The following is a 23,830-nucleotide window of genomic DNA, read 5'->3' as shown; positions in this document are numbered from 1 at the left end:
CACCCCTGTAGGGTGGGCAATTTGCCCACCATCCCGGAGCCAATATGAGCCAAACCGTTCGCCTCTCTCCCGATGATAACGTTGTCACCGCCATCAGCCCGCTGGAAGTTGGCACAGAGGGTGCCACCCAGCTGATCCCGCGTGGCCACAAGATGGCCGTTGAGGATATCGCCAAGGGCGCGCCGGTGCGAAAATATGCGCAGGTGATCGGCTATGCGGCGGAGGAGATCCCGGCAGGGGCGCATGTGCATTCGCACAACCTCGAATTTCGCAACGTCGACACGGCTTACGAGTTTTCCACCAACCTGCGGCCTGTCGAACCGGCGGCGCAGCGCGACACCTTCAAAGGCTACCGCCGCGCCTCCGGCAAGGTCGGCACCCGCAATTACATCGCCGTGCTGACCTCGGTGAACTGCTCGGCCACCGCCGCCCGGATGATCGCCGCGCATTTCACCCCGGACACGCTCCAAGCCTATCCCAACGTCGATGGCGTGGTGGCCTTCGTGCACGGCACGGGATGCGGCATGGCGGGCGATGGCGATGGGTTCGAGGCGCTGCAACGGGTCATGTGGGGCTACGCCAAGAACCCCAACATCGGCGCGGTGCTGATGGCCGGGCTGGGCTGCGAGATGAACCAGATCGACTGGCTGATCGAAGCCTACGGCCTCGTCCCCGGCCCGCTGTTCCAGACCATGAACATTCAGGATGTCGGCGGGCTGCGCAAAACCGTCGAGCTGGGCATCAAGAAGATCGAGGCCATGCTGCCGCTGGTCAACGACGTGCAGCGCGAAGACTGCCCGGCCTCCGATCTCACGGTCGCCCTGCAATGCGGAGGCTCCGATGCGTGGTCAGGCGTCACCGCCAACCCCGCCGTGGGCTATGCCTGCGATCTGCTGGTGGCGCAGGGCGGCACCGGCGTGCTGGCCGAGACGCCTGAGATCTACGGCGCCGAGCACCTGCTGACTGCCCGCGCGGTAGACCGTGCGACCGGCGAAAAGCTCATTGGCCTCATCAAGTGGTGGGAGGATTACACCGCCCGCAACAAGGGCTCGATGGATAACAACCCCTCGCCCGGCAACAAGAAGGGTGGGTTGACGACCATTCTTGAGAAGTCGCTCGGCGCGGCGGCCAAGGGCGGCACCACGCCGCTGACTGGCGTTTACAAATATGCCGAGGAAGTCACCGCCAAGGGCTTCACTTTCATGGATTCCCCGGGCTACGACCCGGCCTCCGTGACGGGGCAAATCGCCTCGGGCTGCAACCTCGTCTGCTTCACCACCGGGCGCGGCTCCGCCTTTGGCGCCAAGCCCAGCCCGTCGATGAAGGTCGCCACCAACACCGAGATGTTCAACCGGATGACCGAGGATATGGACGTGAACGCCGGCCGCATCCTCACCGGAGGCGCTTCCGTCGAGGAAGTGGGCCGCGAGATTTACGAGATGTGGCTGCGCATGGCCTCGGGCGAGCAGAGCAAGTCTGAAGCGCAGGGGCTTGGCGACTACGAGTTCGTCCCTTGGCAGATCGGGGCGGTGATGTGAGGGGGCTCGCCGCAATTCAGGGCGAAGAGCGGGCGATGCTCGCGATGAGCCACATGCGGCTCGTCTGTCCTTCGAGACGTCCTCGCCCGTGACCGCTCCGCTGCCTCTTTGCATCGTCGGTGCAGGCTCCATTGGCATGCGCCACGTCGAGGTGAGCACCGCTTCGCCCGCCGTGGAGATCACCGCCGTGGTGGAGCCCTATGCCCCCCGCCGGGCGGAGTTGGCTGCGCAGGGCCTTTGCGCTGTGGGTTCGTTGGCAGAAGTGCCGCCACACACCCGCGCCGCCGTCATCGCCACCCCCACGGGCGACCACGCCGCAAGCACCTCCGCCTGCCTCTCGCGTGGCTGGGCCGTGCTGGTTGAAAAGCCCACCGCCGCCACGCTCGACGAGGCCCGCGCCGTGGTGGCCGAGGCGGAGGCTGCTGGCCTTCCGCTTTTCACCGGCCACCACCGCCGCTGCCACACCTTTTCCATCGCCGCCCGCGAGGCGCTGGAAGGAATAGGCGAGATGGTCGGCGTGCAGGGGCTTTGGAGCCTGCGCAAGCACAACACCTACTATGATGTCGACTGGCGCCGCGCCCCCGGTGCAGGACCGCTGCTGACGAACCTCACCCATGAGATCGACCTGCTGCGCTTCTTCGTGGGCGACATGACAGAGGCCACCGCCCTGCTCTCCTCCGCCCGGCGCGGCTTCGTGATTGAAGACACCGCCGCCGTGGCCTTCCGCTTCGCCAACGGGGCACTTGGCTCCTTCCTTATCTCCGACGCCGGGGCCTCACCCTGGTCTTTCGAGGCGGCGAGCTATGAGAACCCGGCCATCGCCGGGTCGGGCGAGGATTACATTCGTATCGTCGGCACCGAGGGCGCGCTGGCTTTCCCTTCGCTCACCCGCTGGGGGCGATCCGCGCCGGGTGAGATTGAGTGGTCGAAGCCGCTGGTGCGGGAAGAGGGAGCGGGCTTTGGGCGGATCGACCCGCTGCTTGCCCAGATCGAACGTTTCGCCGCAGTCGTCGCAGGCGGGCAAGACAGCGTGCTTTGCATCGGCGCCGACGGAATCGCTGCAATGGAAATGACACTTGCCGCCGCCTTGTCGGGCAAGAGCGACAAGCCAATCACCCCGGCAGAGGTGCCGGGCGACTACACGGGAGTATGAAATGAGCAAGGAAACCATTGGCTTCATCGGTCTCGGCCTCATGGGCCGCGCCATGGTGGGCTGTCTGCAAGCGGCGGGCCACCCGGTGATTGCGCTTGGCAACCGGGACCGCAGCGGCATTGAAGAGGCGATCTCACGCGGTGGCTCTGAGGCCGAGAGCGCCCGCGCGCTGGCTGAGGCTGCGGACATCGTGATGCTCTGCATGGGCACGTCCGAGCATGTGGAAGGCCGCATTTACGGCGAGGATGGCGTGCTGGCCGGGGCCAAGCCCGGGCAGGTGGTGATCGACTTTGGCACCTCGCTGCCCGCCTCCACCCAGAAGATCGCCGCCGACCTTTCCGAGAAGGGCGCCACCTATCTCGACGCGCCGCTGGGGCGCACCCCGGCCCATGCCGAGAAGGGTGAGCTGAACATCATGTGCGCGGGCGACAAGGCCGCCTACGACAAGGTGAAACCGGTGCTCGACACGCTGGGCGAGAACGTCTTTCACCTCGGCAAGTCCGGCAACGGGCACACGATCAAGCTGATCAACAACTTCTATGCGATGACAACGGCTTCGGCCATGTCAGAGGCCTTTGCCATGGCCGATGCGGCGGGCATTGAGCGCGGCGCGCTTTATGACGTGATGGCCGCCGGCCCGAACCATTCGGGCATGATGGACTTCATCAAGAACTATGCCACCGGCGGCCAGATCGACTTGGCCTTCTCCGTCACCAATGGCGCGAAGGACGTGGGGTATTATCGCCAGATGGCGGCGGACCTCGGGCTCAACAGCCGCATGTCGACCGCCACAGACGCCACCCTGCGCGAGGCCCGCGACGGTGGCTCGGGGGATATCATGGTGCCAGAACTGGTCGATTGGATGGGCGGCAACCTCGGAAAGGATCCGAAATGAGACTCGCAGGCAAGAAAGCCTTCATCACCGCCGCCGGTCAGGGCATTGGCCGGGCGATTGCCGAAACCTTTGCCCGCGAGGGCGCGGAGGTGGTGGCGACCGACCTGAAGGCCGACCTGCTGGAAGGGCTGGATGCGGAAACCTTTGCGCTCGACGTGCTCGACCGTGCGGCGCTGACCTCGGCCATCCAGGCCGCCGCGCCTGACATTCTGGTCAATTGCGCCGGGGTCGTGCACGCGGGCACCATCGAAGAGGCCAGTGACGGCGACCTCGACTTTGCCATCAACCTCAACGTCCGTGCTCAGATGCACGCGATTCAAGCCGCGTTGCCGATTTTGCGGGGCAAGGGTGGTGGGGCGATTGTGAACATCGCCTCGGTGGCCTCCTCGATCATGGGCGTGCCCAACCGTTTCGTTTATGGCACGTCCAAGGCCGCCGTGCTGGGGCTTACCAAGTCGGTCGCCGCCGATTGCATAGCCGACGGCATCCGCTGCAATGCGATCTGCCCCGGCACCGTTGACAGCCCCTCGCTACACGAGCGCCTGCGGGCCACCGGCGATTACGAGGCCGCGATGAAGGCCTTTGTTGCCCGCCAGCCGATGGGCCGCATCGGGCTGCCGCAGGAGATTGCAGACCTTGCCCTTTACCTCGGCAGCGATGAAAGCCGTTACATGACCGGGCAGTGCATCGCCATTGATGGCGGAATGTCGAACTGAGGCGCAATCCTTGAGCGAACCACTCCCCAGAGAAGACCGCACCGCCGCGGGCGTTGTCACCATGCTGCTTGCGGTGTGCTTTTTCATCTGCATCGACACCTCGGCCAAGTGGCTCACGCTCACCGGCCTGCCGGTGCTGGTGGTGGTCTTCGCGCGCTACTTCGGGCACTTCGTCTATGCCTGCGCCATCTACCTGCCGCAGGAGGGGCTGGGTTGCTTCCGCTCGCGCGCGCCGCTCAAGCAATTTCTGCGCTCCACCTTCCTCTTCGGCTCCACCGTGCTCAACTTCTTCGCGCTGAAGTATCTGCCGATCACCGTGACCACGACGATCATGTTCGCCGGCCCCATCGTCGTGACGCTGCTGGCCATCCCGCTGCTGGGCGAAACCGTGGGGCTGCGCCGCTTCCTCGCCGTGGCCACCGGCTTCATCGGTGTGCTGGTGGTGATCCAGCCCTGGGGGGCAGAGTGGCACCCGGCGATGTTCTTCTCGCTCGGCGCGCTGATCTCCGCCTCGCTCTACTTCGTGATGACGCGGATGCTCGCCGGAATCGAAACCAATGCCACCCAGCAAGTCTGGTCCGCCGGGCTGGCCTCCGTGGTGCTCGCCCCCTTCGCCGCCTCCGTCTGGACATGGCCCGAAACCGCAACCCAGATCGCCGTGCTCTTCGCCATCGGCGGCTTTGGCATGTTCGGCCATATCCTCGCCACCACGGCGCACCGCTGGGCCGATGCCTCCATCCTCGCGCCCATGGTCTATAGCCAGATCTTTCTGGCTGCGGTTTCCGGTATTCTGGTGTTCAGCCAGTGGCCGACGATCTGGACGCTCGCAGGCGGCCTTATCATCATCGGCTCCGGCCTTTACATCTGGCAGCGCGAGCGCGCCGTGCGGAAGCGCCAGATCATCGACGCCGCCCACCCGAACTTCTAACCGCCGATCAGCCCCGCCCGATGTAGGGCATGTTGGTTGCCATCACCGTCATGAATTGCACGTTGGCCTCCAGCGGCAGCTCGGCCATGTGCAGCACAGAGCTGCCCACATGGCTGACATCCATCACCGGCTCAACCTCGATGGAGCCATCTGCCTGCGGCACACCCTTTTGCATCTTGGCGGCCATAGGCGTCAGCGCATTGCCGATGTCGATCTGCCCGCAGGCGATGTTGAAGGGCCGCCCGTCGAGCGAGATGGAGCGGGTGAGGCCGGTGACGGCGTGTTTGGAGGCGGTGTAGGGTGCGGAGCCCCAGCGCGGCACATAGGCCGAGACAGAACCGTTGTTGATGATCCGCCCGCCCTGCGGCTCCTGCTTGCGCATGACGCCGAAGGCGGCGCGCGCGGTGATGAAACTGCCGGTGACGTTTACGTCGATCAGCTTGCGCCACTCGGCAACGTCGATCTCGTCGATCGGCGCGCCCCCGAGGCTGACACCGGCGTTGTTGAACACCGCATCGACCCGGCCCCAAGCGCCCATGGCTTGCGCAAACGCCGCCTCGACGGCCGCTTCATCGGTTACGTCACAGGGCAGCACCAGTGCCTCGCGGCCGTTTGCCGTTTCTTCCAGCGCTTCTTTGCGCCGCCCGATCAGGCCAACCTTCCAGCCCGCGTCAAAGAACGCTTCTGCGGTGGCGCGGCCCACGCCGGAGCCGCCGCCGGTGATGATGATGCTCTTGGTCATGAAGTCCTCCCTTCGGGCGGGTCATTTTCCCGCCGTTCGTCTCCGCTGTAGGGTGGGTAAAACCCACTCCCCCTAGTGATTGTCGCGTGGCAGCGCTTCGCGCACCTTTTGGTAAGCCGTTGCCAACTCAAGGCAGCCGCCCTGCGCCAGTTGCCCAACGTGGGTGCGGTAAATCTCTTGCCACGGCGTTTGATGCTCCAGCTTTGGCGGGCTCCAAGCCTCTTTGCGGGCGGCCCACTCGGCGTCGTCTACCACCGCATCCATCCGGCTTGCCCCCAGATCGAGGCGCACGGTGTCGCCCGTTTCGAGATAGGCCAGCCCGCCGCCGACCACCGCCTCGGGCGAGGCGTTCAGGATCGACGGGCTCTCGGAGGTGCCCGATTGCCGCCCGTCGCCCACGGTGGGCAGGTGGTTGACGCCCTCTTTCAGCATCGCGTCGGGGGGCTGCATGTTTACCACCTCGGCGGAGCCGGGATAGCCCACGCAGCCGACGCCGCGAATGAAGAGGATACAGTGCTCGTCGATGTCCAGCGACGGGTCATTGATCCGGTCGTGATAATCCTCAGGGCCCTCGAACACGATGGCCCGCGCTTCCAATATGCCCTCTTTGCCGGGCTCGCTGAGAAAGCGCTTCTGGAAGTCTTCAGAGATCACGCTTGTTTTCATCAGCGCCGAGTCAAAGAGGTTGCCCGAGAGCACCTTGAAGCCCGCCTGCTCGCGCATCGGCTCGGCGCAGGTTTTGATGACCCGTGTATCCACACTCTCGATGCCCGCAAGGTTCACCCCCATGGTGTAGCCCGTCGCGGTCATCGCGCCTTCGTGGATGCGCCTGGCCTTCAGCAGCTCGCCCATCACCGCAGGCACCCCGCCTGCGCGGAAGAAGCTTTCGCCGAGGTATTCGCCTGCGGGCTGCATGTTTACCAAGAGCGGGGCGTCAAAACCAATGGTCTCCCAATCCTTCACGTCCAGTTCGACGCCAGCATGGCGGGCAATCGCCTGCAGGTGCGGCGGCGCGTTGGTGGAGCCGCCGATGGCGGTGCAGACCATGATCGCGTTTTCGAAGGCCTCGCGGCTGAGGATGTCGGAGGGCTTCAGGTCATCCAGCACCATCTGCACGATCCGCTTGCCGGTTTCATAGGCCATGGCCATGCGCTCGCGGAAGGGCGCGGGAATGGCGGAGTTGCCGGTGAGCGACATGCCCAGCGCCTCGGCCATCGCGTTCATCGTGCTGGCGGTGCCCATCGAGTTGCAATGGCCCAGCGAGGGCGCAGAGGCGCAGACCCGGCCCATGTATTCATCGTAGTCGATCTTGCCCTCGGCCAGCAAGCGGCGGCTCTCCCAGATGATCGTGCCCGAGCCCGCCAGCTTGCCCTTCCACCAGCCGTCCAGCATCGGCCCGCCATTGAGGGCGATGGCCGGGATATCCATTGTGGCCGCGCCCATCAGCATGGCGGGGGTTGTCTTATCGCAGCCGGTGGTCAGCACCACGCCGTCGATCGGGTAGCCGTGCAGCACCTCGACGAGGCCGAGATAGCTCAGGTTACGGTCCAGCGCCGCTGTCGGGCGCTTGCCGGTTTCCTGAATCGGGTGCACCGGAAATTCCATCGGGATGCCGCCACCGTCGCGGATGCCCGCCTTGATCCTGTCCATCAGGAAGACGTGGATCTTGTTGCAGGGCGCAAGGTCGCTGCCGGTCTGCGCGATCCCGATGATCGGGCGCTCGCCCTGAATCTCTTCGCGGGTGAAGGCCTGGTTCTGGTAGCGCTCCACGTAGAGCGCCGTCATCCCCGGGTTGTTGGGGTTGTCGAACCACTCCTGGCTGCGGAATCGCTTGTTGGCTCGGGTATCGCTCATGGCTGGGGCCTCCCTTGCGTTCAGGGCCTCCCCGCCCTGCGACATGCTTGCGGCAACTTCACGGTTTGGTATACCAAATGCAAGGGCATTCTCGGCTCGGGGAGGACTTCATGAGACATCGAGCAGCCATGCTCATGGCGGCGCTTGCCGCCTCACCTGCCGTCGGCCAGCAAGCGCAGGTCGATCTCGACGCCATCGCAAGCTGTGCCGAAGCCGCCGCCAGCCCGGCGCTCGCCGCCGCCTGCATCGAACCCGCCCTCGCACCCTGCGACGCGGTGGAGTATGAAACGCCCGCCGTTGCCATGCTGTGCTACGAGACCGCCCGCCAGAGCTTCGATGTCGGGATCACCGCCGAGCGCCAGCGGCTCTCGGAGCTGAACATGCCTGTCGATACCGGCTATTTCACGATCAACGCGAAATACGACATGCTCACCGCCCTGCTCGATTGCGAACGTGCCAAGGAGCTGGCCATGCTGAGCGATCACCAGCTTAACGATATCGAACGCGGCAAGGCCCGCTGCACTACGGCTGTCTCTGCAGTGACATGGCTCAAGCTCCGGCTGGCCCTGCGCGAATGAGCCCGCACCGAGCCTTCTGGCGCGGTTATCTCGACTGCGCCCCCTTCATCCTCATCGTGGTGCCCTATTCGATGATGTTCGGCGTGGTGGCCCGCGACGCCGGGCTCGACGTGCTGCAAACCTTCGCCATGTCAGCCATCGTCATCGCCGGGGCCTCGCAATTCACCGCGCTGGCGCTGTTGCAGGATCAGGCTCCGGTGTTCATCGCGCTGCTTGCGGCGCTGGCGGTCAACCTGCGGATGGCGATGTATTCCGCCGCCCTCGTCCCGCACATCGGCCACGCCCCCCTCGGCCTGCGCGCGCTCGCCGCCTACCTCATGGTGGATCAGGCTTTCGCCGTGGCGGTGCGCACCTATGAAGAGCGCCCCGACATGAGCCCGCCCGCCAAGGTAGCTTATTACTTCGGCTGCATGGCCCTGATCTGCCCGTTTTGGTACGGCTCCACGCTGGCCGGTGCGCTGCTGCGCGAGGCGATCCCGGCGAGCTGGTCGCTCGATTTTGCCGTGCCGGTCTGCTTCATCGCGCTGGTTGCGCCGCTGCTGCGCTCGCTGCCGCATATGGCGGCCGCCTTTGTGGCCTGCGCTGGCTCTGTCGCCTTTGCCGGGCTGCCATGGTCGCTGGGCATCTTCATGGCCGCTCTGCTTGGCATCCTCGCCGGGGCGCAGGTGGAACTGGCGCTCAAGCGGAGGGCCACGGCATGATTTCGGAGACGGGCTTTTGGGTGCTGACCGCCCTGCTGGGGCTCGGCACATTCCTGATCCGCTTTTCCTTTTTGGGCCTGCTGGGCGGGCGCCAATTGCCGGATTGGGCGCTGCTGCACCTTAAATACGTGGGCGCTGCGGTGTTTCCGGCGCTCATTGCCCCGCTGCTACTCTGGCCCGACGCCACGGGCGGCACCACAGACCCTATCCGCCTGCTCGCCGCCGCCGCCGCCTTTGCGGCCGGGGTGAGATTTGGCGTTGTGCCCGCCATCGTTGCGGGCATGGGCAGCCTTTACCTTTTGCACTTCATAACCGGAGCCTGACTGACATGATCGAAGAGCCCCCTCTCCTGCGCATTCGCCGGACGTTTCCCCGCCCCACCGCCGCGCAGATCGACGCCTTTCGCGGTGTGCCGACCGGCTTTATCTGCGATGCGATGGACGGCAAGGGCGCGCTCGGCACGGCAATATCGCCGCTCGACTTCGGCCAGCCTGCAATCTGCGGCCCTGCGCTGGTGGCCAACAACGGCCCGGCGGAGATTTTGGCCACGGTGGCCAGCCTCGGGCTGATCGAGGCGGGTGACGTTGTGATTTCGGCGGTCGAGGGCCATCAGGGCTGCTCGGCGGCGGGCGACCAGATCACCGGCATGATGAAGAACGCTGGCGCGGCGGGCTTTGTGACCGATGGGCCAATGCGTGACCGTGAGGGCGTGATGGCCCACGGCATGCCCTGCTGGTGCACCGGGCTGAACCCCAACTCCCCCTATGGCCACGGCCCCGGCACGGTGGGCATGGGGGCCGCGATTGGCGGCCAGTATGTGCAAAGCGGAGACCTGATCGTGGCCGATGAGAACGGCGCAGTGGTGATCCCCTTGGCCCGGATCGACGCGGTGGCGGCAAAGCTGCCGGAGGTGAAGAGCGCGGAAGATGAGTTGGAGGCGAAGGTGAAGGACGGCCTCAGTGCGCTTGTGGATCTCGATGAGATGGCCGCCGAGGGCAAGGTGCTGTTCGAGGATTGAGTTTGACCGCCCCCCGCTGCGAGCAGCCTAGACCGTGCTGCTTTCGCAGCTCTTCCCGCCAGCGTCCCAACGGTCTTGCCGCACCCTGAACCCGCGCCCGGTGCCCGGCCCTGACATTGCGGGGGCGGGGCCACCGGCTTCGGGGGTTAGCACCGGCCGCAGCAGCGCCACCGGATGGGCGCGCAGGCTCAGGCGCATTGCGACGTAATCCTCCACCACCTCTTCCCCGAGGCTCATCTGCGGCAGCACAGCCGCCGCCTCGGCGATGCCCTCGCCCTCCAGCGCCCCGGCGAAAAGCGGCAGCGGCGCATCGCCCTTCAGCGCCTTGGCCTGCCACAGCGCCTCGCGCCGGCTCAGCCCCAGCGTGGCGAACACATCGGCCTCTGCCAGCGCTTCCACCATCTGCGGTGCCACCCCGGCGCGCCGCCAAACCGCAGCCACATCGAGATAGCCGTTGCCCCGCGCCGCGCAGATCCACCGCGCCTCCTCCTCGCGCATCGACCTGATCTGGCGAAACCCGAGCCGCAGCGCCAAACCGCCCTTGCCGTCGGGCTCCATCGTATTGTCCCAAAAGCTCTCGTTGATATCGACCGGGCGCACCTCGACCCCATGCTCGCGGGCGTCCCGCACGATCTGCGCCGGGGCATAGAAGCCCATCGGCTGACTGTTGAGCAGGGCGCAGGCAAACACCCCGGGGTGGTGCCGCTTCAGCCATGCGCTGGCATAGACCAGCAGTGCAAAGCTGGCCGCGTGGCTCTCGGGAAAGCCGTAGGAGCCGAAGCCCTCGATCTGGGAGAAGCAGCGGGCGGCGAAATCGGCGTCATAGCCGTTCTTCAGCATCCCCTTCATGAACCGACCCTCGAAATCGCTCACCCGCCCGAGCTTCTTGAAGGTCGCCAGCGCGCGGCGCAGCTGATCGGCCTCATCGGGGCTGAACCCCGCCCCGATGATCGCGATCTGCATCGCCTGCTCCTGAAACAGCGGCACCCCCAGCGTCTTGGCCAGAACCTCGCCCAATTCGTCGGAGGGAAACTCCACCTTCTCCTCCCCGTTCCGCCGCCGCAGGAAGGGGTGGACCATGTCGCCCTGAATCGGGCCGGGCCGGATGATCGCCACCTCGATCACGAGGTCGTAAAAGCAGCGCGGCCGCATCCGGGGCAGAAAGTTCATCTGTGCCCGGCTCTCCACCTGAAACACACCGAGGCTATCCGCCTTGCAGAGCATGTCATAAACGCGCGGGTCTTCAGGTGGCAGCGTGGCAAGGTCAAACCGCTGGCCGTGGTGCTCGGCCAGCAGGTCAAACGCCTTGCGGATGCAACTCAGCATCCCCAGCGCCAGCACATCCACCTTCAGGATGCCCAGCGTGTCGATATCGTCCTTGTCCCACGGAATCACCGTGCGATCTTCCATCGTGGCATTTTCCACCGGCACCAGCTCATCGAGCCGCCCCTCGGTGATGATGAACCCGCCGACATGCTGGCTGAGGTGGCGCGGAAAGCCCTGTATCTCTTCGATCAGGCTCAGCGTCAGCATCAGCCGCTTGTCGGCGGGGTCCAGCCCGATCTCGCGCAGTCGGCTGTCCATCATCTGGCCCGAGACAGAGCCCCAGCCCCAGATCTGCGAGGACATGGCCGAGAGCGTATCGTCCGAAAGCCCCATTGCCCGGCCCACCTCCCGCGTGGCCCGCTTGCCGCGATAGTGGATGACCGTGGCGCAAAGCCCGGCGCGGTGCCGCCCGTAGCGCTCGTAGATGTGCTGGATCACCTCCTCGCGCCGCTCATGCTCGAAATCCACGTCGATATCCGGCGGCTCGTCCCGCGCCTCGCTGACGAAACGTTCAAAGACCATCGTGCCGATCTCGGGGCTCACGGAGGTCACCCCAAGGCAGTAGCACACCACCGAGTTGGCCGCCGAGCCGCGCCCCTGGCAAAGGATGCCTCGCGAGCGGGCAAACTCCACCACGTCATGCACGGTCAGAAAGTAGGGCTCGTAGCCCAGCTTGCCGATCAGCTCCAACTCATGCTCCAACATCCCGCGCACCTTTTCCGGTGCGCCCGAGGGGTAGCGCCAGCGCAGGCCCGCGCGCGCCAGCCGCGCCAGCCGCTCGCCCGCCGTCTCGCCGCCGCTCACCTCCGAGGGGTATTCATAGCGCAGTTCGTCGAGCGAGAAGGTGCAACGCGCCGCCACCTCGCCCGACCGCGCCACCGCGCCCTCATGGCCGGCAAAGAGCCGCAGCATTTCCGCCTCGCTGCGCAGCCGCTGCTCGCTATTGGCCAGCGCGGCGCGGCCCAGCTCATCCACCCGGCAGCCCTGCCGGATCGCGGTGAGCACATCGGCCATCCGCCGCCGCGCGCCGTGGTGCATTATCGGGCGGGCCGAGGCCACCAGTAGCACGCCCAGCCGCTTCGCCTCCCGCGCCAGCTGTGCAATGCGCCCGGCGTCCCGCCCGTCATAGCGCGGCGCGGCACAGAGGCTTACCGCCTCGCCGAAGCGCCGCACAAGCCGCTGCGTGACCCTCTGCCAATCGCCGTCGGGATGCACCAGAATTTCCAGCCCCTCGCCCCATTCCACCAGATCGCCCACATGCAGCAGGCAGGCCCCCTTCTCTGCCCTCAGCCGCCCGAGCGAGAGCAAACGGCACAGCCGCCCCCACCCCGTGCGATCACGCGGCAATACCGTCGCCTGAAAGCCGCAGCTCAGCACCACCCGCGCGCCGGGCAGCAGGCGCGGCACACAGTCCAGATCCAGCGAGGGGCCCCGCTCTGCCCACTCCGGTGCAGGCGGGCCAATCTCTCCAGCTGCCTCGATCGCCGCCCGCCGCGCCGCCACCGAGCGCGCAATCTCCCGGCCCCGTTGATGCGCCCGCACGATGCCCGCCACCGAGTTCTCATCGGCAACCGCCAGCGCCTGCACGCCCATCAGCCCGGCACGCTCCATCAACTCCTCGGGATGCGAGGCCCCGGTGAGAAAGGTGAAGTTCGATGTGGCAGACAGTTCGGCAAACACGGGCGATTCCTTCGCTTCATATTTTCACGTTTTGTTCTCACCCTCAATCGCACGATGTCGCTTGCGCCCCCACCGACTACCAATTCCGAAAAACTGCTGATCGCACGTTGCCAACCGGCGACCGCTATGCGATTCATGGAAACAGGGTGGCCCTCCTTGCAAGAAAACCACCCTGAAATCCGGTTACTTACCCGGTTTTTTGATAGTCTCAACAACGTGCGTCTTCGCCGCTTGCTGAGCCTTTTTGACCGTAGTGAAACGACCGTTCCCGGCGTTCCTTCCGATCTTGAAAGTCTTCTTGGCCATTGGAATGTCCTTTCAACCAAAAAGGGCAGGTTGGGCCTGCCACCCTCGGAGCCGAATTGCGCCGCCCCTATCAGCGCACACCGATTCCTTCGGGACTATCATGGCTCTTAGGTTAGGGATGAAGCAGCACGAGTCCAGAACCAATGTTCACGGGACAGACCAAGAACAAAATCTGTTGCACTTATCGCCCAGCCGCCCTGAGCGCCCGCTCCAGCCCATCCATGAACCGCGAGCGATCCGCCTTCGAAAACGGCTTCGCCCCGCCGCCCTGGTTCAGCGGGTTGGCCTCGCGCAGCCCGGTCATCAGGTCGCGCGTCGCCAGCACCGAGCCGATGTTGCGCGCCGTCAGCCGCTCGCCATCGGGCTTCACCACCAGCGCCCCGGCCTCCACGCAGCGGGCCGCGAGCGGAATGTCAGCGGTCACCACCACGTCCCCCTTGCCGGCATTCTCGGCGATGAAATCATCGGCCACGTCCAGCCCCTCGGAGACGTAGACCACCTCCACCAGCGGGTTGGGCGAGGGCCGCAGCCCGCCGTTGCAAACTATCTTCACCGGCACCTTTACCCGGCTGGCCACTTGCTCCACCTCGGCCTTCACCGGGCAGGCATCTCCATCGACCCAGATCGTCACTTTGACCAGAGCGCCTCTGCGTGGAAGCTCACATGCTCTTCCATGAAGCTAGAGACGAAGAAGTAGGAATGGTCATAGCCCTTTTGCACCCGGAAGCTACCCTCCTGCCGCCGTGCCGCCATTGCCTCGCTGAGCGCCTCGGGCTTGAGCAGATCGAGAAACTGGTCGCTGCCGCCCTGATCCACCAGCACCGGCCCGTCAAAACCACGCTCGCGCATCAACAGCGTGGAATCATGCTCCTCCCAGCCGCTGTCGCCCAGATAGGCGCTGAGTTGCTTTTTGCCCCAGTCGGACTGGGTTGGATGGGCAATCGGCGCGAAGGCCGACACGCTGGCAAACCGGCCCGGCTGGCGCATTGCCAGCGTCAGCGCGCCGTGGCCGCCCATCGAGTGGCCGGTGATGCCCTGGCGCTCCATGTCGACGGCAAACTCCGCGCCGACCAGAGAAGGCAATTCCTCGGCGACGTAATCCCACATGCGGAAGTGCTTGGCCCAAGGCTCCTGCGTGGCATTCACGTAAAAGCCCGCGCCCTTGCCAAGGTCATAGGCCTCGTCGTCGGGCACATCCTCACCGCGCGGCGAGGTGTCGGGGAAGATCAGCGCGATTCCCTGCTCGGCAGCCCAGCCCTGCGCGCCCGCCTTGGTCATCGCGTTCTCATGGGTGCAAGTGAGGCCGGACAAATACCACAGCACCGGCACCGGCCCATCCTTGGCTTCTTCCGGCAGGAACAGACCGAAGGTCATATCACAGCCACACGCCTCTGAGCCGTGCCGATACACGCCCTGAACCCCACCGAATGCCCTGTTTTCCGCTACCGTTTCCATCGGCCCGCCTCCTCAAATCAGATTTGCGGCGACTATCCCGGCCCCCTGCCCGAATGTCCACCATCCGCAGCGGCGCAGGGGCCGCGCGGAGAAAACTGAACCGGCCGGTTCATAAAAGTCTTGCAAAACGAACCGAACGGTTTAGATACCCATCTGAACCGAGTGGTTCAGTTCAGATTCGAAAGGATAATCCGATGCTGCGCATCTCTGCCCTCACCGTTCTCATCGCCCTCGGCGCGTCCCTTCACGCTGCCAACGCTGGCAGTTTCGCGACCGACCTGCCCCGTGTGACCTTTACCAGCGCCTCCACCGCAAGCCCCAGCGCGCCCGAGTTGCCCGACCGCTCCCACAGCGCGCCCGCCATCCTTGCCACGGGCACCCAAGCTGGCTCCAAGTGAGCGAAGCCACCACTCTTCCATCGACGGAAAGTTCCGGCGAGGCCCGCATTGCCTTGCCGGAACTAAACTGTCTGGTTTATAGTTGGTCAGGGGAACGGAGTTGGACATGAACGCACCGGTGGGTGAAATCAAACGCGGCAGGAAGTTCGATCAGGTGCTTGAAGGCGCCCGCAAGATCTTTTTGGCTGATGGATTCGAAGGCGCCAGTGTTGACCTGATTGCCAAAGAAGCCGGGGTTTCCAAGGCGACGCTCTACAGCTACTTCCCCGACAAGGGCCTGCTGTTCATGGAAGTTGCCACTTGCGAGTGTCAGCGTCAGGCCGAGATCGCTGTGTCGGAGATCGACCCGAACCGCCCGGTGCGCGAAGTTCTGCGGCTGGTGGCCGAGCGGATGCAGGAGTTCATGCTCTCCGAACTCGGGCGCGGCATGTTCCGCATCTGCGTGGCCGAGAGCTGCCGCTTCCCGGAGCTGGGGCGCGAGTTTTACAAGTACGGCCCCCGCTTTGTACGCGACAGCATCGTGCCGCTTTTGCAAAACGCCGAAGCCCGCGGCGAGCTGCATGATATCGACGATTACGAGCTGGCGGCCTATCAGCTCATGGAGCTGTGCAAGGCCGAGCTTTGGGTGAAATGCCTGATGGGGCTGGAGTGCGAGTTCACCCCCGAAAAGCGCAAACAGGTGATTGACGGCGCGATTGACATGTTCATCGCCCGCTACGGCACCTGACCGCACAACCAAACTTTCTTTTCCTAACTTTCAGCAGCTTACCGCGCGTGAGGTGAATTTTTCGCCATGCCGTCAAAGGATTGGCCCTGCTGATGCGTATTACCTTCAACGGGCCCGCAGCGGCCCGGTGTGAAACGCACCCGGAGGACAGCCCATGGCGCGCATCGCCGCCCTCACCCTGCTCATCGCCCTTGGCGCCACCCTGCGCTTTGAGGCGATGGCCGATAGCAACGCCTGCGCTCCGACGGCATGCGCGCTTGAGGTAACGCCCTAGCCGCCCGTCGGGCCATTTGGCCCTCACCGCTGGTGCGATGAAAGCCGACAAGGCGCGAAGCGCTGGCTTCAGCGTTCAAACACGCCCCGGTGCTCTGCCATGTAAATCCGCAGCCAAGGTGTGAAGTGCTCTGGCGTCGCCGCGATTTCGCCATCGAGCGCCTCCAGCGTCAGCCAGCGCACGGCCTGCACTTCCGCCGGGTCTGGCTGAAGCGCGGCCCCCGGGGCCTCGCCCCGAAACATCGCCACGACCTCGTGCTCCACCATGCCGCCGCCCACGTCGGCGCGATACTCCACCTCGCCGACCGGCTCCAGCGCTACGCCGCGCAGGCCCAACTCCTCACCGAGCCGCCGCTCGGCGCACATCGCGTCATCCTCGCCCCAATGCGGGTGGGTGCAGCAGGTGTTCGCCCAGAGGCCGGGCGTATGGTACTTTTCCGCCGCCCGCTGCTGGATCAGCAACCGCTCTCCATCAAAGACGAAGACAGACACGGCCTTGTGGCGAAGCCCCTGCCGGTGCGCGGCCAGCTTTTCCACCGGCTGCAGCTGCCCCTCCACCCAGGCCGGGATCATCCCTGCCTGCACCGTCGTCGGATGGTCGGCGCCTTTGCTCATCTATTTGAATCCCTGTGCCACAGCGTCGCGTGTTTATCGGGGTGCGGCTTGGCTAACAAGGCAACACGAACGCGCGGGTTCACACAGCACAACCCCTCAAGGAGGAAGCCATGAGAACACCTATTACCGCCATCGCCCTCGCCGCCCTGCTGGCCGGCCCGGCGCTGGCCGAGAGCCATGAGGCCGCAGAGACCACTGAAACCGAGATGGCCGAAATGCCCGCCCCGAGCGGCGATGCGGCAGAAGGCGAAGCGATCTTTGCCAAGCGCTGCGTCACCTGCCACGTGGTCAAGAACGAGGCGGGCGATACGCTGGCGGGCAAGGCCTCCAAGACCGGGCCCAACCTGTTCAACGTGGCTGGCCACAAGGCCGGGGCGGTTGAAGGCTTTCGCTACAGCAAGGATCTGGTGGCTGCCGGCGAAGAGAACGGCCTTGTCTGGAGCGAGGAGAACTTCGTGGCCTACGTGCAGGATCCGCGCGGCTTTCTCAAAGAGTTCACCGGCAACTCGAAGGCCAAGTCGAAGATGTCGTTCCGCCTGAAGGGCGAGGAAGATGCGGCGAATGTCTACGCCTATCTCGTGAGCCTCAACAGCATGTAACTACTTCAGATTGTGCCGCCCCGCCTCACCGCAGGGCGGCACAGCTTGCCGATTCCCTTGTGAGCGAAAACCCGCTAGTGTTGCCGCAACGAACAAGAGCAATAACGAGCAGGCCACCCCGCGCATGACAGCGCTCAAAGAATATCAACGGTTGGAATGTGCCGGCCTCTGGCGCCCTGAGCCGGAGGCGCAGCGGCAGAATGTTGTCGTCAACTTTGGCGACGCTTCCCTCGCGATCACCGATGGCGCGGGGCGGGTGCTTTCGCATTGGTCGCTTGCTGCCGTGGAGCGGGTGAACCCCGGCGAGATGCCGGCGCTATACGCTCCCTCTGCCGAGGCGCTGGAGCTACTGGAGCTTGAAGACGAGACCATGATCGAGGCGGTCGAGCGGGTCCGTCAGGTGATTGCACGGCGCAGGCCGCGCGAGGGCTGGCTGCGGCGGGTGATCCTGTGGGGCGGCTCGGCGGCGTTGGCCGTGGCTGCCTTTGTTTGGCTGCCCGGGGCGCTGACCTCGCACACCGTGCGCGTGGTCCCGGAGCCGACCCGCGCGGAGCTGGGTGGGCATGTTTTTCGGGCAATCGGGCGCGTGTCTGGTGCGCCCTGCCGTAGCCCGCGCGGTGACAGGGCGCTGGCCCGGCTGCACACACGCCTGCGCGCGCCTGAAAAGGGCGGGCTGCTGGTGCTGCGCGGTGGAATCACCAATACCGTGGCCCTGCCCGGCGGTTTGATCCTGATGAACCGCGCGCTGGTGGAAGATTATGAGAGTCCCGATGTGGTGGCTGGCTACATCCTTGCCGAAGCCACCCGCTCCGCGCAGACAGACCCACTCGAACGGCTGCTGGAGCACGCCGGGCTTATCGCCACCATCCGCCTGCTGACGACGGGCGCGCTGCCCGAGGCTGCGCTGGATGCCTATGCTGAGGAGCTCGTGACAGCACCGCAAGCGCCTGTGCCCGATGAGGCGCTGCTTGCGCGCTTCGCGGAGGCCAAGCTGGCCACGACGCCCTATGCCTATGCGGTGGATGTTACCGGGGAGAGCACCTTGCCGCTGATCGAGGCCGATCCGATGCGTGGTGGCGGTGCGGAGCCCGTGCTGGAAGATGCTGACTGGGTTGCTCTGCAAGGCATCTGCGGCGAGTAGGCAGGCCCACCACCGGCCCCCGCGCCGCAGACAGGGGGCGAATGGGCTGCCCTCTCGAAACGCAACGCGCCCCGCGAGGTTTCCCTGCGAGGCGCATTCATTTTCAGATGTCTCTTGGCCCCTAGCGGACGTAGGCCGAGCTGAAGCCCAGTGCACGCGCCTTGCGCAGCCCTGCCGTCAACGCGCTGCCGGCCAGCGGGCCGGCCATCACGATGGTCATTCGCTTGCCGCTGCGGGTCATCGCGCGGGTGCGCACCGGCAGGCCCGCGCCGCGCAGCCGCGATGCGGTTTGCCGAGCTTCGATATCGTCAAAGAAGGTGCCCACCTGGACGTAGCGGCCGGAGGAGGCTGCGGCGGGCTGGCGCGTGGTGGCCGGGGCCGAAGCCGCAGAGCGCCGCACAACACGCGGCTGGGCTGCGGGCTGGCGCGGCGCGGGAGCCACCTCGCGACGCACCACCCTTGGCTCGCCGCGTGTGACTGAGGAGGTGGACGACTGGCGGCGGATCACCCGGGTTTCCGTGGTCGTCCGCGTGCTCGCCTGACGGGTTTCAGGCGTTGCCGCGCGGCGCACAACCCGTGGCTCGGAACGCGTGGTGGCAGAAGGGACGGAAGACCGCTGTTTGACCACCCGGGTCCGCGTTGTGGCCTCGCTTGAGGTTGCCGTGCGGGTGCGGGTTTGGGTTTGCGCGGGGGCCGGGCGTGCGGCCACCGTCCGCGTTGGCGCATCGGTCACAACCGGCACGTTCGGCTTGGGGGCCTTGGCAAAGGTGGGGCTGACCCCACAGATCTGCTTGCGGCCCCGCGTCATCCGCGGAACCCAAGACACCGCGCCCTCAAACCCGGCGCGCACAAAAACGCAGCCCTTGCTGTCAACGTATTGCGCGCCCTTGTAACTGGCGGGCGGAAATTCCGCCGGGGTGCCCTTGGACTGGGCCTGCGCCATCGCGCCCGAAAAGAGAGATGCAACAACGGCGGCAGCCGAAAGTACACGTTTCAGCATCATGAATGCTCCCCAAAAATATCCAGCAAAGCTAAAGGATTAGCGGCAATGCGTAAAGGGACAAACCATTACTTGGTGCCGAACATCCGGTCTCCAGCGTCGCCCAGACCGGGCATGATATAGCCCAGATCGTTGAGCCGCTCGTCGAGCGCTGCGGTTACAATCGGCACGTCGGGATGCGCTTCTTTCATCCGCGCCACGCCCTCGGGTGCCGCCAAAAGGCAGAGAAAACGGATATTTACGGCACCTGCCTCCTTCAGCTTCGTGATCGCCGCTGCGCTGGAATTGCCGGTGGCCAGCATCGGATCGACGGCAATGACCATCCGGTCGCCCAACTCGGCGGGCACCTTGAAGTAGTATTCGACCGGCTGAAGCGTTTCCTCATCGCGGTAGAGGCCAACAAAGCCGACTCGCGCGCTTGGAATCAGCTCCAGCACCCCGTCGAGCAGCCCGTTGCCTGCCCGGAGAATCGAGATCAGCGCAAGTTTCTTACCGTCGAGAACCGGCGCGTCCATTTCCACCAGCGGCGTCTCAATCCGCTTGGTCGTCATCGGCAACTCGCGTGTCACCTCATAGGCCAGAAGCTGGCTGATCTCGCGCAAGAGCTGACGGAACACCGCCGTTGGCGTTTCCTTCTCGCGCATCAGGCTCAGCTTGTGCTGCACCAGCGGGTGATCGACGACGGTCAGGTGCTTGGTCATGTCTTAAGCCTCTTCAGAATGTCTTCGCGGGTTTTCTCGTCACAGAAGGCGGCGGCCATCGCGTCTTCGTTCAGCGCGGCAAAGTCGCCCTCGTCCCAGCCGAACACCTCGTTCAGCTTTTCGTATTCCCGCGTCATCGTAGTGTGAAAGAACGGCGGGTCATCGGTGCTCACCGTCACCGCGACCCCATTTTCGCGCAGTTTCTCGATCGGGTGGTCATGCCAGTGGCGGAAGACGCCGAGCGCGATGTTGGAGCCGGGGCAGACCTCCAGCGTAATGCCGTTTTCCGCGAGCCGTTCCATCAGCGGGCCGTCGTGATAGGCCGCCACGCCATGCCCGATCCGCTCGATGCCTTCAAGCTGGTCCAGCGTGGCACGCACCATCTCGGGGCCGCCCCACTCGCCCGCATGGCAGGTGAGCCGCAGCCCGGCCTCGCGGGCGCAGTCGAAGGCCCAGGCATAATCGCCCGGCTTGCCCACCGTCTCTGCGCCCGCCATGCCGAAACCGGTGATGAAATCGCCCGCGCTCTCAGCGGCGCAGATCGCCGGGGCGCGGGCCTGTTCGGGGCCAAAGTGGCGGATGCAGGTGATGATGCCTTTGAGCGTTATGCCCAGATCCTTCTCGGCCTCTTCGGCCACCTCGGCCATTGCCGCGCAATACTCCCACCAGGCCTTCACATCGCCGCCGCCGCAGAAATCGGGCGAGAGGAAGGTTTCGGCGTAAATCACCCCGTGCTCGGCGCATTGCTCCAGCACAACGCGGGTGAGGCGGGCATAGTCCTCGGGCGTGGTCAGCACAGAAGTTGCCGCCTCGTAGACCTTCAGGAACTCCGCAAAATCCGCGTAAGCGTAATTGCCCTGCTCGTCGAAGATGCCGCCAATGTCGGCTTTCTTCTCCTTGGCGAGGGAGCGGATGAACTCCGGCGGCGCGGCGCCTTCGAGATGCAGGTGCAGCTCTGTCTTGGGCAGTTGTTTCCAGCTCACAAAAAGCTCCTCCCCGGCCCCTTCGCCGGTACGTTCAGATGCGCCGCCACGGAGGCCGCCACATCGACAAAGCCGCAATGGCCGATTTCGCCCGCGCCCCGCCCCGCGATCACCACCGGCACCCGCTCGCGGGTGTGGTCGGTGCCGCGCCACGTTGGATCATTGCCGTGATCGGCGGTGAACACCATCATGTCGCCCGCACGCAACCTGGCGAGGATCGGTGGCAGGCAGGCGTCAAACCACTCAAGCGCGCGGGCATAACCCGAAACGTCGCGGCGGTGGCCATAGAGGCTGTCGAACTCGACGAAATTGGCAAAGGTGAGCGAGCCCTCTTCGGCCTCGTCCACAAGCCGCGAAAGATGCTGCATCAGCACGGCGTCATCGCCCTTTACCACGTCATCAATGCCGTGACCGGCGAAGATATCCTTGATCTTGCCAACCGCATGCACCGTGCGGCCCGCGTCCTGCACCCAGTTGCACAGGGTCGGCTCGGGCGGAGCGATGGCAAAGTCGCGGCGGTTGGTGGTGCGGGTGAAGCCCTCTTCGGGCGAGCCCAGGAAGGGGCGTGCGATGACGCGGCCAACCTTCATCGCGTGCATGGTCGGAGCAATCTCTTGGCAGAGGTCCAGCAGCCGCTCCAGCCCGAAGCGCTCTTCATGGGCGGCGATTTGGAGCACCGAGTCGGCCGAGGTGTAGACGATGGGCCAGCCTGTCGCCATGTGGCGGGTGCCCTCTTCCTCAAGGATCACCGTGCCGCTGGAGTGCCGGTTGCCAAGCGTCCCGCCCGTGCCCGCCATCGAGGCCAGCGCATCGAGGATGTATTGCGGAAAGGCCGGATCTTCATCTGGGAAGTAGTGCCAATCCCACGGCACCGGCACGCCTGCTAACTCCCAATGGCCTGAGGGCGTGTCTTTTCCCGGTGAAATCTCGGTGGCGCAGCCCCAGAGGCCCGTTGGGTGCCCGGTCAGGCCCTCGCCCACGACGCCGCTGGCCAGAGCGACGGCATCGGCCAGCCCCAGCCCGTCGAGCACCGGCATTTTCAGCGGGCCGCTGCGGCCTTCTTCTGCGCGGCCCTCGGCACAGGCCTGCATGATATGGCCCAGCGTGTTTGAGCCTTCATCGCCGAAGTCCGCCGCATCAGGCGCCCCGCCGCAGCCCACGGAATCCATCACAACCAGAAAGGCTCGCGGCATTTACTCCACCCGTCCAAGCACCAGCTTGGGAGGGTTTACCGGGGTCTCGCTCAATTTGAAAGCCGCACGCACCCAAGGCTCAAACGCCTCCACCTCGCTGCGGCGGGCGGCATGGATGCGGGCCAGCGGGCGCTCCTTGTCGACCCGATCGCCGATTTGCGCGATCTGGCTGAGGCCAACGGAGGGATTGATCCGGTCGCGCGCGCGCTTTCGCCCGCCGCCCATGGCCACCACGGCAAGGCCCAGCGCTTCGGTGTCAATCGCCTCAACGTAGCCCTCGCCTTCGGGCCGCACGCGGGCGGTTGCCGGGGCGGCGGGCAGCCTGTCGCGCCAACGGCCAAGGAAGTCGCTCGGCCCGCCCATCGCGGCGACCATCCGGCCCATCCGCTCTGCGGCCTCGCCGGAGCGGATTTTGTCGAGCACCATATCGGCACCATCGAAGGCATTTTTAGTCACCCCCACCATCGCCAGCAATTCGCCGCCCAGTTTGGCCGTCAGGTGGCTGAGAGGCCCGGATGCACCTGAGCCGGTGAGCGTGTCCATCACCTCTGTTACCTCGACCGCATTGCCCGCCGAGCGGACAAGCGGCTGGCTCATGTCGGTGATAAGCGCCCGGGTCGGGCAACCTGCCCCGTTAGCGGTTTCCACCAGCGAGCGCGCCAGCTTGCGGGCCTCGGCCGGTGTTTTCATGAAGGCTCCAGCGCCGCATTTGACATCCAGCACCAGCCCTCCCAACCCGGCGGCCAGCTTTTTCGCGAGGATCGAGGCGGTGATCAGATCCAGGCTTTCCACGGTGCCCGTCACATCGCGCACTGCGTAGAGCCGCTTGTCGGCGGGGGCGATATCCACCGAGGCAGAGGCAATGGCGCAGCCAACCTCGCGGGTGATCTTTTGCAGCTTGTCGATCGGAATTTCGGAGCTGAACCCCGGGATCGCCTCCAGCTTGTCGAGCGTGCCGCCGGTGTGGCCCAGCCCGCGGCCCGAGATCATCGGCACGTACACCCCGCAGGCGGCCAGCGCGGGGGCGAGCACGAGGCTGACGCAATCCCCCACGCCGCCGGTAGAATGTTTGTCGACCACCGGACCATCGAGATCCCACTGAAGCACCTCGCCCGAGTCGCGCATGGCAAGGGTCAGAGCCACCCGCGCCTCGGCGCTCAAGGGGGCGTGGCAGACGCCCATTGCAAAGGCCCCCACCTGCGCGTCGCTTACGCGTTCATCCGCGAGCGCATGGGCAAACCAGTCAACCGCCTCCGGGCTGAGGGTTTCGCTCTTTCGCAGGGCATGCAGAACCTTTCGGGCGTCCATGC

The 23,830-nt window shown here is 65.4% G+C and carries 24 protein-coding genes; 13 read left to right on the top strand and 11 right to left on the bottom strand.

Annotated features, from left to right (window positions below; genetic code table 11):
* The first annotated feature begins 44 nt into the window (after positions 1–44).
* From ACXAG6_RS06400 to ACXAG6_RS06380, 5 genes are all read left to right on the top strand, one after another.
* Positions 45–1,538: a UxaA family hydrolase gene (locus ACXAG6_RS06400; RefSeq protein WP_475336167.1), complete on the top strand. Its 1,494-nt coding sequence runs from the start codon at positions 45–47 to the stop codon at positions 1,536–1,538.
* 88 nt (positions 1,539–1,626) lie between these two features.
* Positions 1,627–2,691: a Gfo/Idh/MocA family protein gene (locus tag ACXAG6_RS06395; protein ID WP_475336164.1), complete on the top strand. Its 1,065-nt coding sequence runs from the start codon at positions 1,627–1,629 to the stop codon at positions 2,689–2,691.
* A 1-nt stretch (position 2,692) separates the two neighbouring features.
* Positions 2,693–3,586 carry an NAD(P)-dependent oxidoreductase gene (locus ACXAG6_RS06390; RefSeq protein WP_475336162.1) on the top strand — a complete coding sequence of 298 codons (894 nt, stop codon included), beginning with the start codon at positions 2,693–2,695 and terminating at the stop codon, positions 3,584–3,586.
* Complete coding sequence (locus tag ACXAG6_RS06385) at positions 3,583–4,302, top strand: SDR family oxidoreductase (protein ID WP_475336160.1); 720 nt, start codon at positions 3,583–3,585, stop codon at positions 4,300–4,302. The genes ACXAG6_RS06390 and ACXAG6_RS06385 overlap by 4 nt, the downstream gene beginning before the upstream one ends.
* Before the next feature lie 10 nt (positions 4,303–4,312).
* Positions 4,313–5,230 (top strand): DMT family transporter, encoded by a 918-nt coding sequence (locus tag ACXAG6_RS06380; protein WP_475336157.1) that lies wholly within the window; start codon positions 4,313–4,315, stop codon positions 5,228–5,230.
* A gap of 7 nt (positions 5,231–5,237) precedes the next feature.
* Here the strand turns inward: ACXAG6_RS06380 and ACXAG6_RS06375 are convergent, their stop codons facing one another.
* Together ACXAG6_RS06375 and ACXAG6_RS06370 are read right to left on the bottom strand one after the other, a co-directional pair.
* Positions 5,238–5,972 (bottom strand): SDR family oxidoreductase, encoded by a 735-nt coding sequence (locus ACXAG6_RS06375; RefSeq protein WP_140013171.1) that lies wholly within the window; start codon positions 5,970–5,972, stop codon positions 5,238–5,240.
* Between the two features lie 72 nt (positions 5,973–6,044).
* Complete coding sequence (locus ACXAG6_RS06370) at positions 6,045–7,826, bottom strand: IlvD/Edd family dehydratase (protein WP_475336154.1); 1,782 nt, start codon at positions 7,824–7,826, stop codon at positions 6,045–6,047.
* A 110-nt stretch (positions 7,827–7,936) separates the two neighbouring features.
* On the opposite strand from ACXAG6_RS06370, the gene ACXAG6_RS06365 reads away from it, so the two are divergent.
* Genes ACXAG6_RS06365 through ACXAG6_RS06350 form a run of 4 tightly spaced genes read left to right on the top strand, consistent with a single transcriptional unit; the run spans position 7,937 to position 10,123 of the window.
* Positions 7,937–8,404: a hypothetical protein gene (locus ACXAG6_RS06365; RefSeq protein WP_475336152.1), complete on the top strand. Its 468-nt coding sequence runs from the start codon at positions 7,937–7,939 to the stop codon at positions 8,402–8,404.
* Positions 8,401–9,105 carry an AzlC family ABC transporter permease gene (locus ACXAG6_RS06360; protein WP_475336149.1) on the top strand — a complete coding sequence of 235 codons (705 nt, stop codon included), beginning with the start codon at positions 8,401–8,403 and terminating at the stop codon, positions 9,103–9,105. The genes ACXAG6_RS06365 and ACXAG6_RS06360 overlap by 4 nt, the downstream gene beginning before the upstream one ends.
* On the top strand, positions 9,102–9,428 hold the full coding sequence (locus ACXAG6_RS06355; protein ID WP_475336147.1) for an AzlD domain-containing protein: 327 nt from the start codon (positions 9,102–9,104) through the stop codon (positions 9,426–9,428). The genes ACXAG6_RS06360 and ACXAG6_RS06355 overlap by 4 nt, the downstream gene beginning before the upstream one ends.
* Positions 9,429–9,433: 5 nt before the next feature.
* Entirely contained in the window at positions 9,434–10,123 is a 690-nt protein-coding gene (locus ACXAG6_RS06350; RefSeq protein ID WP_140013166.1) for an RraA family protein, read from the top strand.
* Between the two features lie 27 nt (positions 10,124–10,150).
* On the opposite strand, the gene ACXAG6_RS06345 is transcribed toward ACXAG6_RS06350, so the two are convergent.
* The 3 genes from ACXAG6_RS06345 to fghA form a co-directional block, all read right to left on the bottom strand.
* Entirely contained in the window at positions 10,151–13,129 is a 2,979-nt protein-coding gene (locus ACXAG6_RS06345) for an error-prone DNA polymerase (protein WP_475336145.1), read from the bottom strand.
* Positions 13,130–13,616: 487 nt separating this feature from the next.
* Positions 13,617–14,066, bottom strand: a complete 450-nt coding sequence (locus ACXAG6_RS06340) for a YaiI/YqxD family protein (protein ID WP_475336144.1) — start codon at positions 14,064–14,066, stop codon at positions 13,617–13,619.
* Positions 14,063–14,890 (bottom strand): S-formylglutathione hydrolase, encoded by an 828-nt coding sequence (fghA, locus tag ACXAG6_RS06335; RefSeq protein WP_475336142.1) that lies wholly within the window; start codon positions 14,888–14,890, stop codon positions 14,063–14,065. The genes ACXAG6_RS06340 and fghA overlap by 4 nt, the downstream gene beginning before the upstream one ends.
* 194 nt (positions 14,891–15,084) lie before the next feature.
* On the opposite strand from fghA, the gene ACXAG6_RS06330 reads away from it, so the two are divergent.
* Complete coding sequence (locus tag ACXAG6_RS06330; protein WP_140013162.1) at positions 15,085–15,288, top strand: hypothetical protein; 204 nt, start codon at positions 15,085–15,087, stop codon at positions 15,286–15,288.
* Positions 15,289–15,394: 106 nt separating this feature from the next.
* A complete protein-coding gene (locus ACXAG6_RS06325) occupies positions 15,395–16,015 on the top strand; it encodes a TetR/AcrR family transcriptional regulator (protein WP_140013161.1) in 621 nt (206 codons plus the stop codon).
* A 342-nt stretch (positions 16,016–16,357) separates the two neighbouring features.
* On the opposite strand, the gene idi is transcribed toward ACXAG6_RS06325, so the two are convergent.
* Positions 16,358–16,903, bottom strand: coding sequence for an isopentenyl-diphosphate Delta-isomerase (gene idi / locus ACXAG6_RS06320; protein WP_475336139.1), 546 nt, complete (start codon positions 16,901–16,903; stop codon positions 16,358–16,360).
* Positions 16,904–17,013: 110 nt separating this feature from the next.
* Here idi and ACXAG6_RS06315 point away from each other — a divergent pair, with 110 nt between their 5' ends.
* Entirely contained in the window at positions 17,014–17,502 is a 489-nt protein-coding gene (locus ACXAG6_RS06315) for a c-type cytochrome (protein ID WP_475336137.1), read from the top strand.
* Between the two features lie 124 nt (positions 17,503–17,626).
* Positions 17,627–18,643: a hypothetical protein gene (locus ACXAG6_RS06310; protein ID WP_475336135.1), complete on the top strand. Its 1,017-nt coding sequence runs from the start codon at positions 17,627–17,629 to the stop codon at positions 18,641–18,643.
* 121 nt (positions 18,644–18,764) lie between these two features.
* On the opposite strand, the gene ACXAG6_RS06305 is transcribed toward ACXAG6_RS06310, so the two are convergent.
* From ACXAG6_RS06305 to ACXAG6_RS06285, 5 genes are all read right to left on the bottom strand, one after another.
* Positions 18,765–19,646 (bottom strand): SPOR domain-containing protein, encoded by an 882-nt coding sequence (locus ACXAG6_RS06305; protein WP_475336133.1) that lies wholly within the window; start codon positions 19,644–19,646, stop codon positions 18,765–18,767.
* 65 nt (positions 19,647–19,711) lie between these two features.
* Positions 19,712–20,344, bottom strand: a complete 633-nt coding sequence (gene upp / locus ACXAG6_RS06300) for a uracil phosphoribosyltransferase (RefSeq protein ID WP_140013157.1) — start codon at positions 20,342–20,344, stop codon at positions 19,712–19,714.
* Complete coding sequence (locus ACXAG6_RS06295) at positions 20,341–21,327, bottom strand: adenosine deaminase (protein WP_475336130.1); 987 nt, start codon at positions 21,325–21,327, stop codon at positions 20,341–20,343. Before ACXAG6_RS06295 ends, upp begins: the two co-directional genes overlap by 4 nt.
* The gene (locus ACXAG6_RS06290) at positions 21,324–22,520 is read right to left on the bottom strand and encodes a phosphopentomutase (protein WP_475336128.1); all 1,197 of its coding nucleotides are present in this window, start codon (positions 22,518–22,520) and stop codon (positions 21,324–21,326) included. The genes ACXAG6_RS06295 and ACXAG6_RS06290 overlap by 4 nt, the downstream gene beginning before the upstream one ends.
* Complete coding sequence (locus ACXAG6_RS06285; protein ID WP_475336126.1) at positions 22,521–23,828, bottom strand: thymidine phosphorylase; 1,308 nt, start codon at positions 23,826–23,828, stop codon at positions 22,521–22,523.
* Positions 23,829–23,830 lie beyond the last annotated feature (2 nt).

The sequence above is a fragment of the Vannielia sp. ABF1_015 genome, assembly GCF_056160745.1.
Note: the sequence above shows the minus strand (reverse complement) of the source record. Positions and strands in the feature narration are given on the sequence as shown.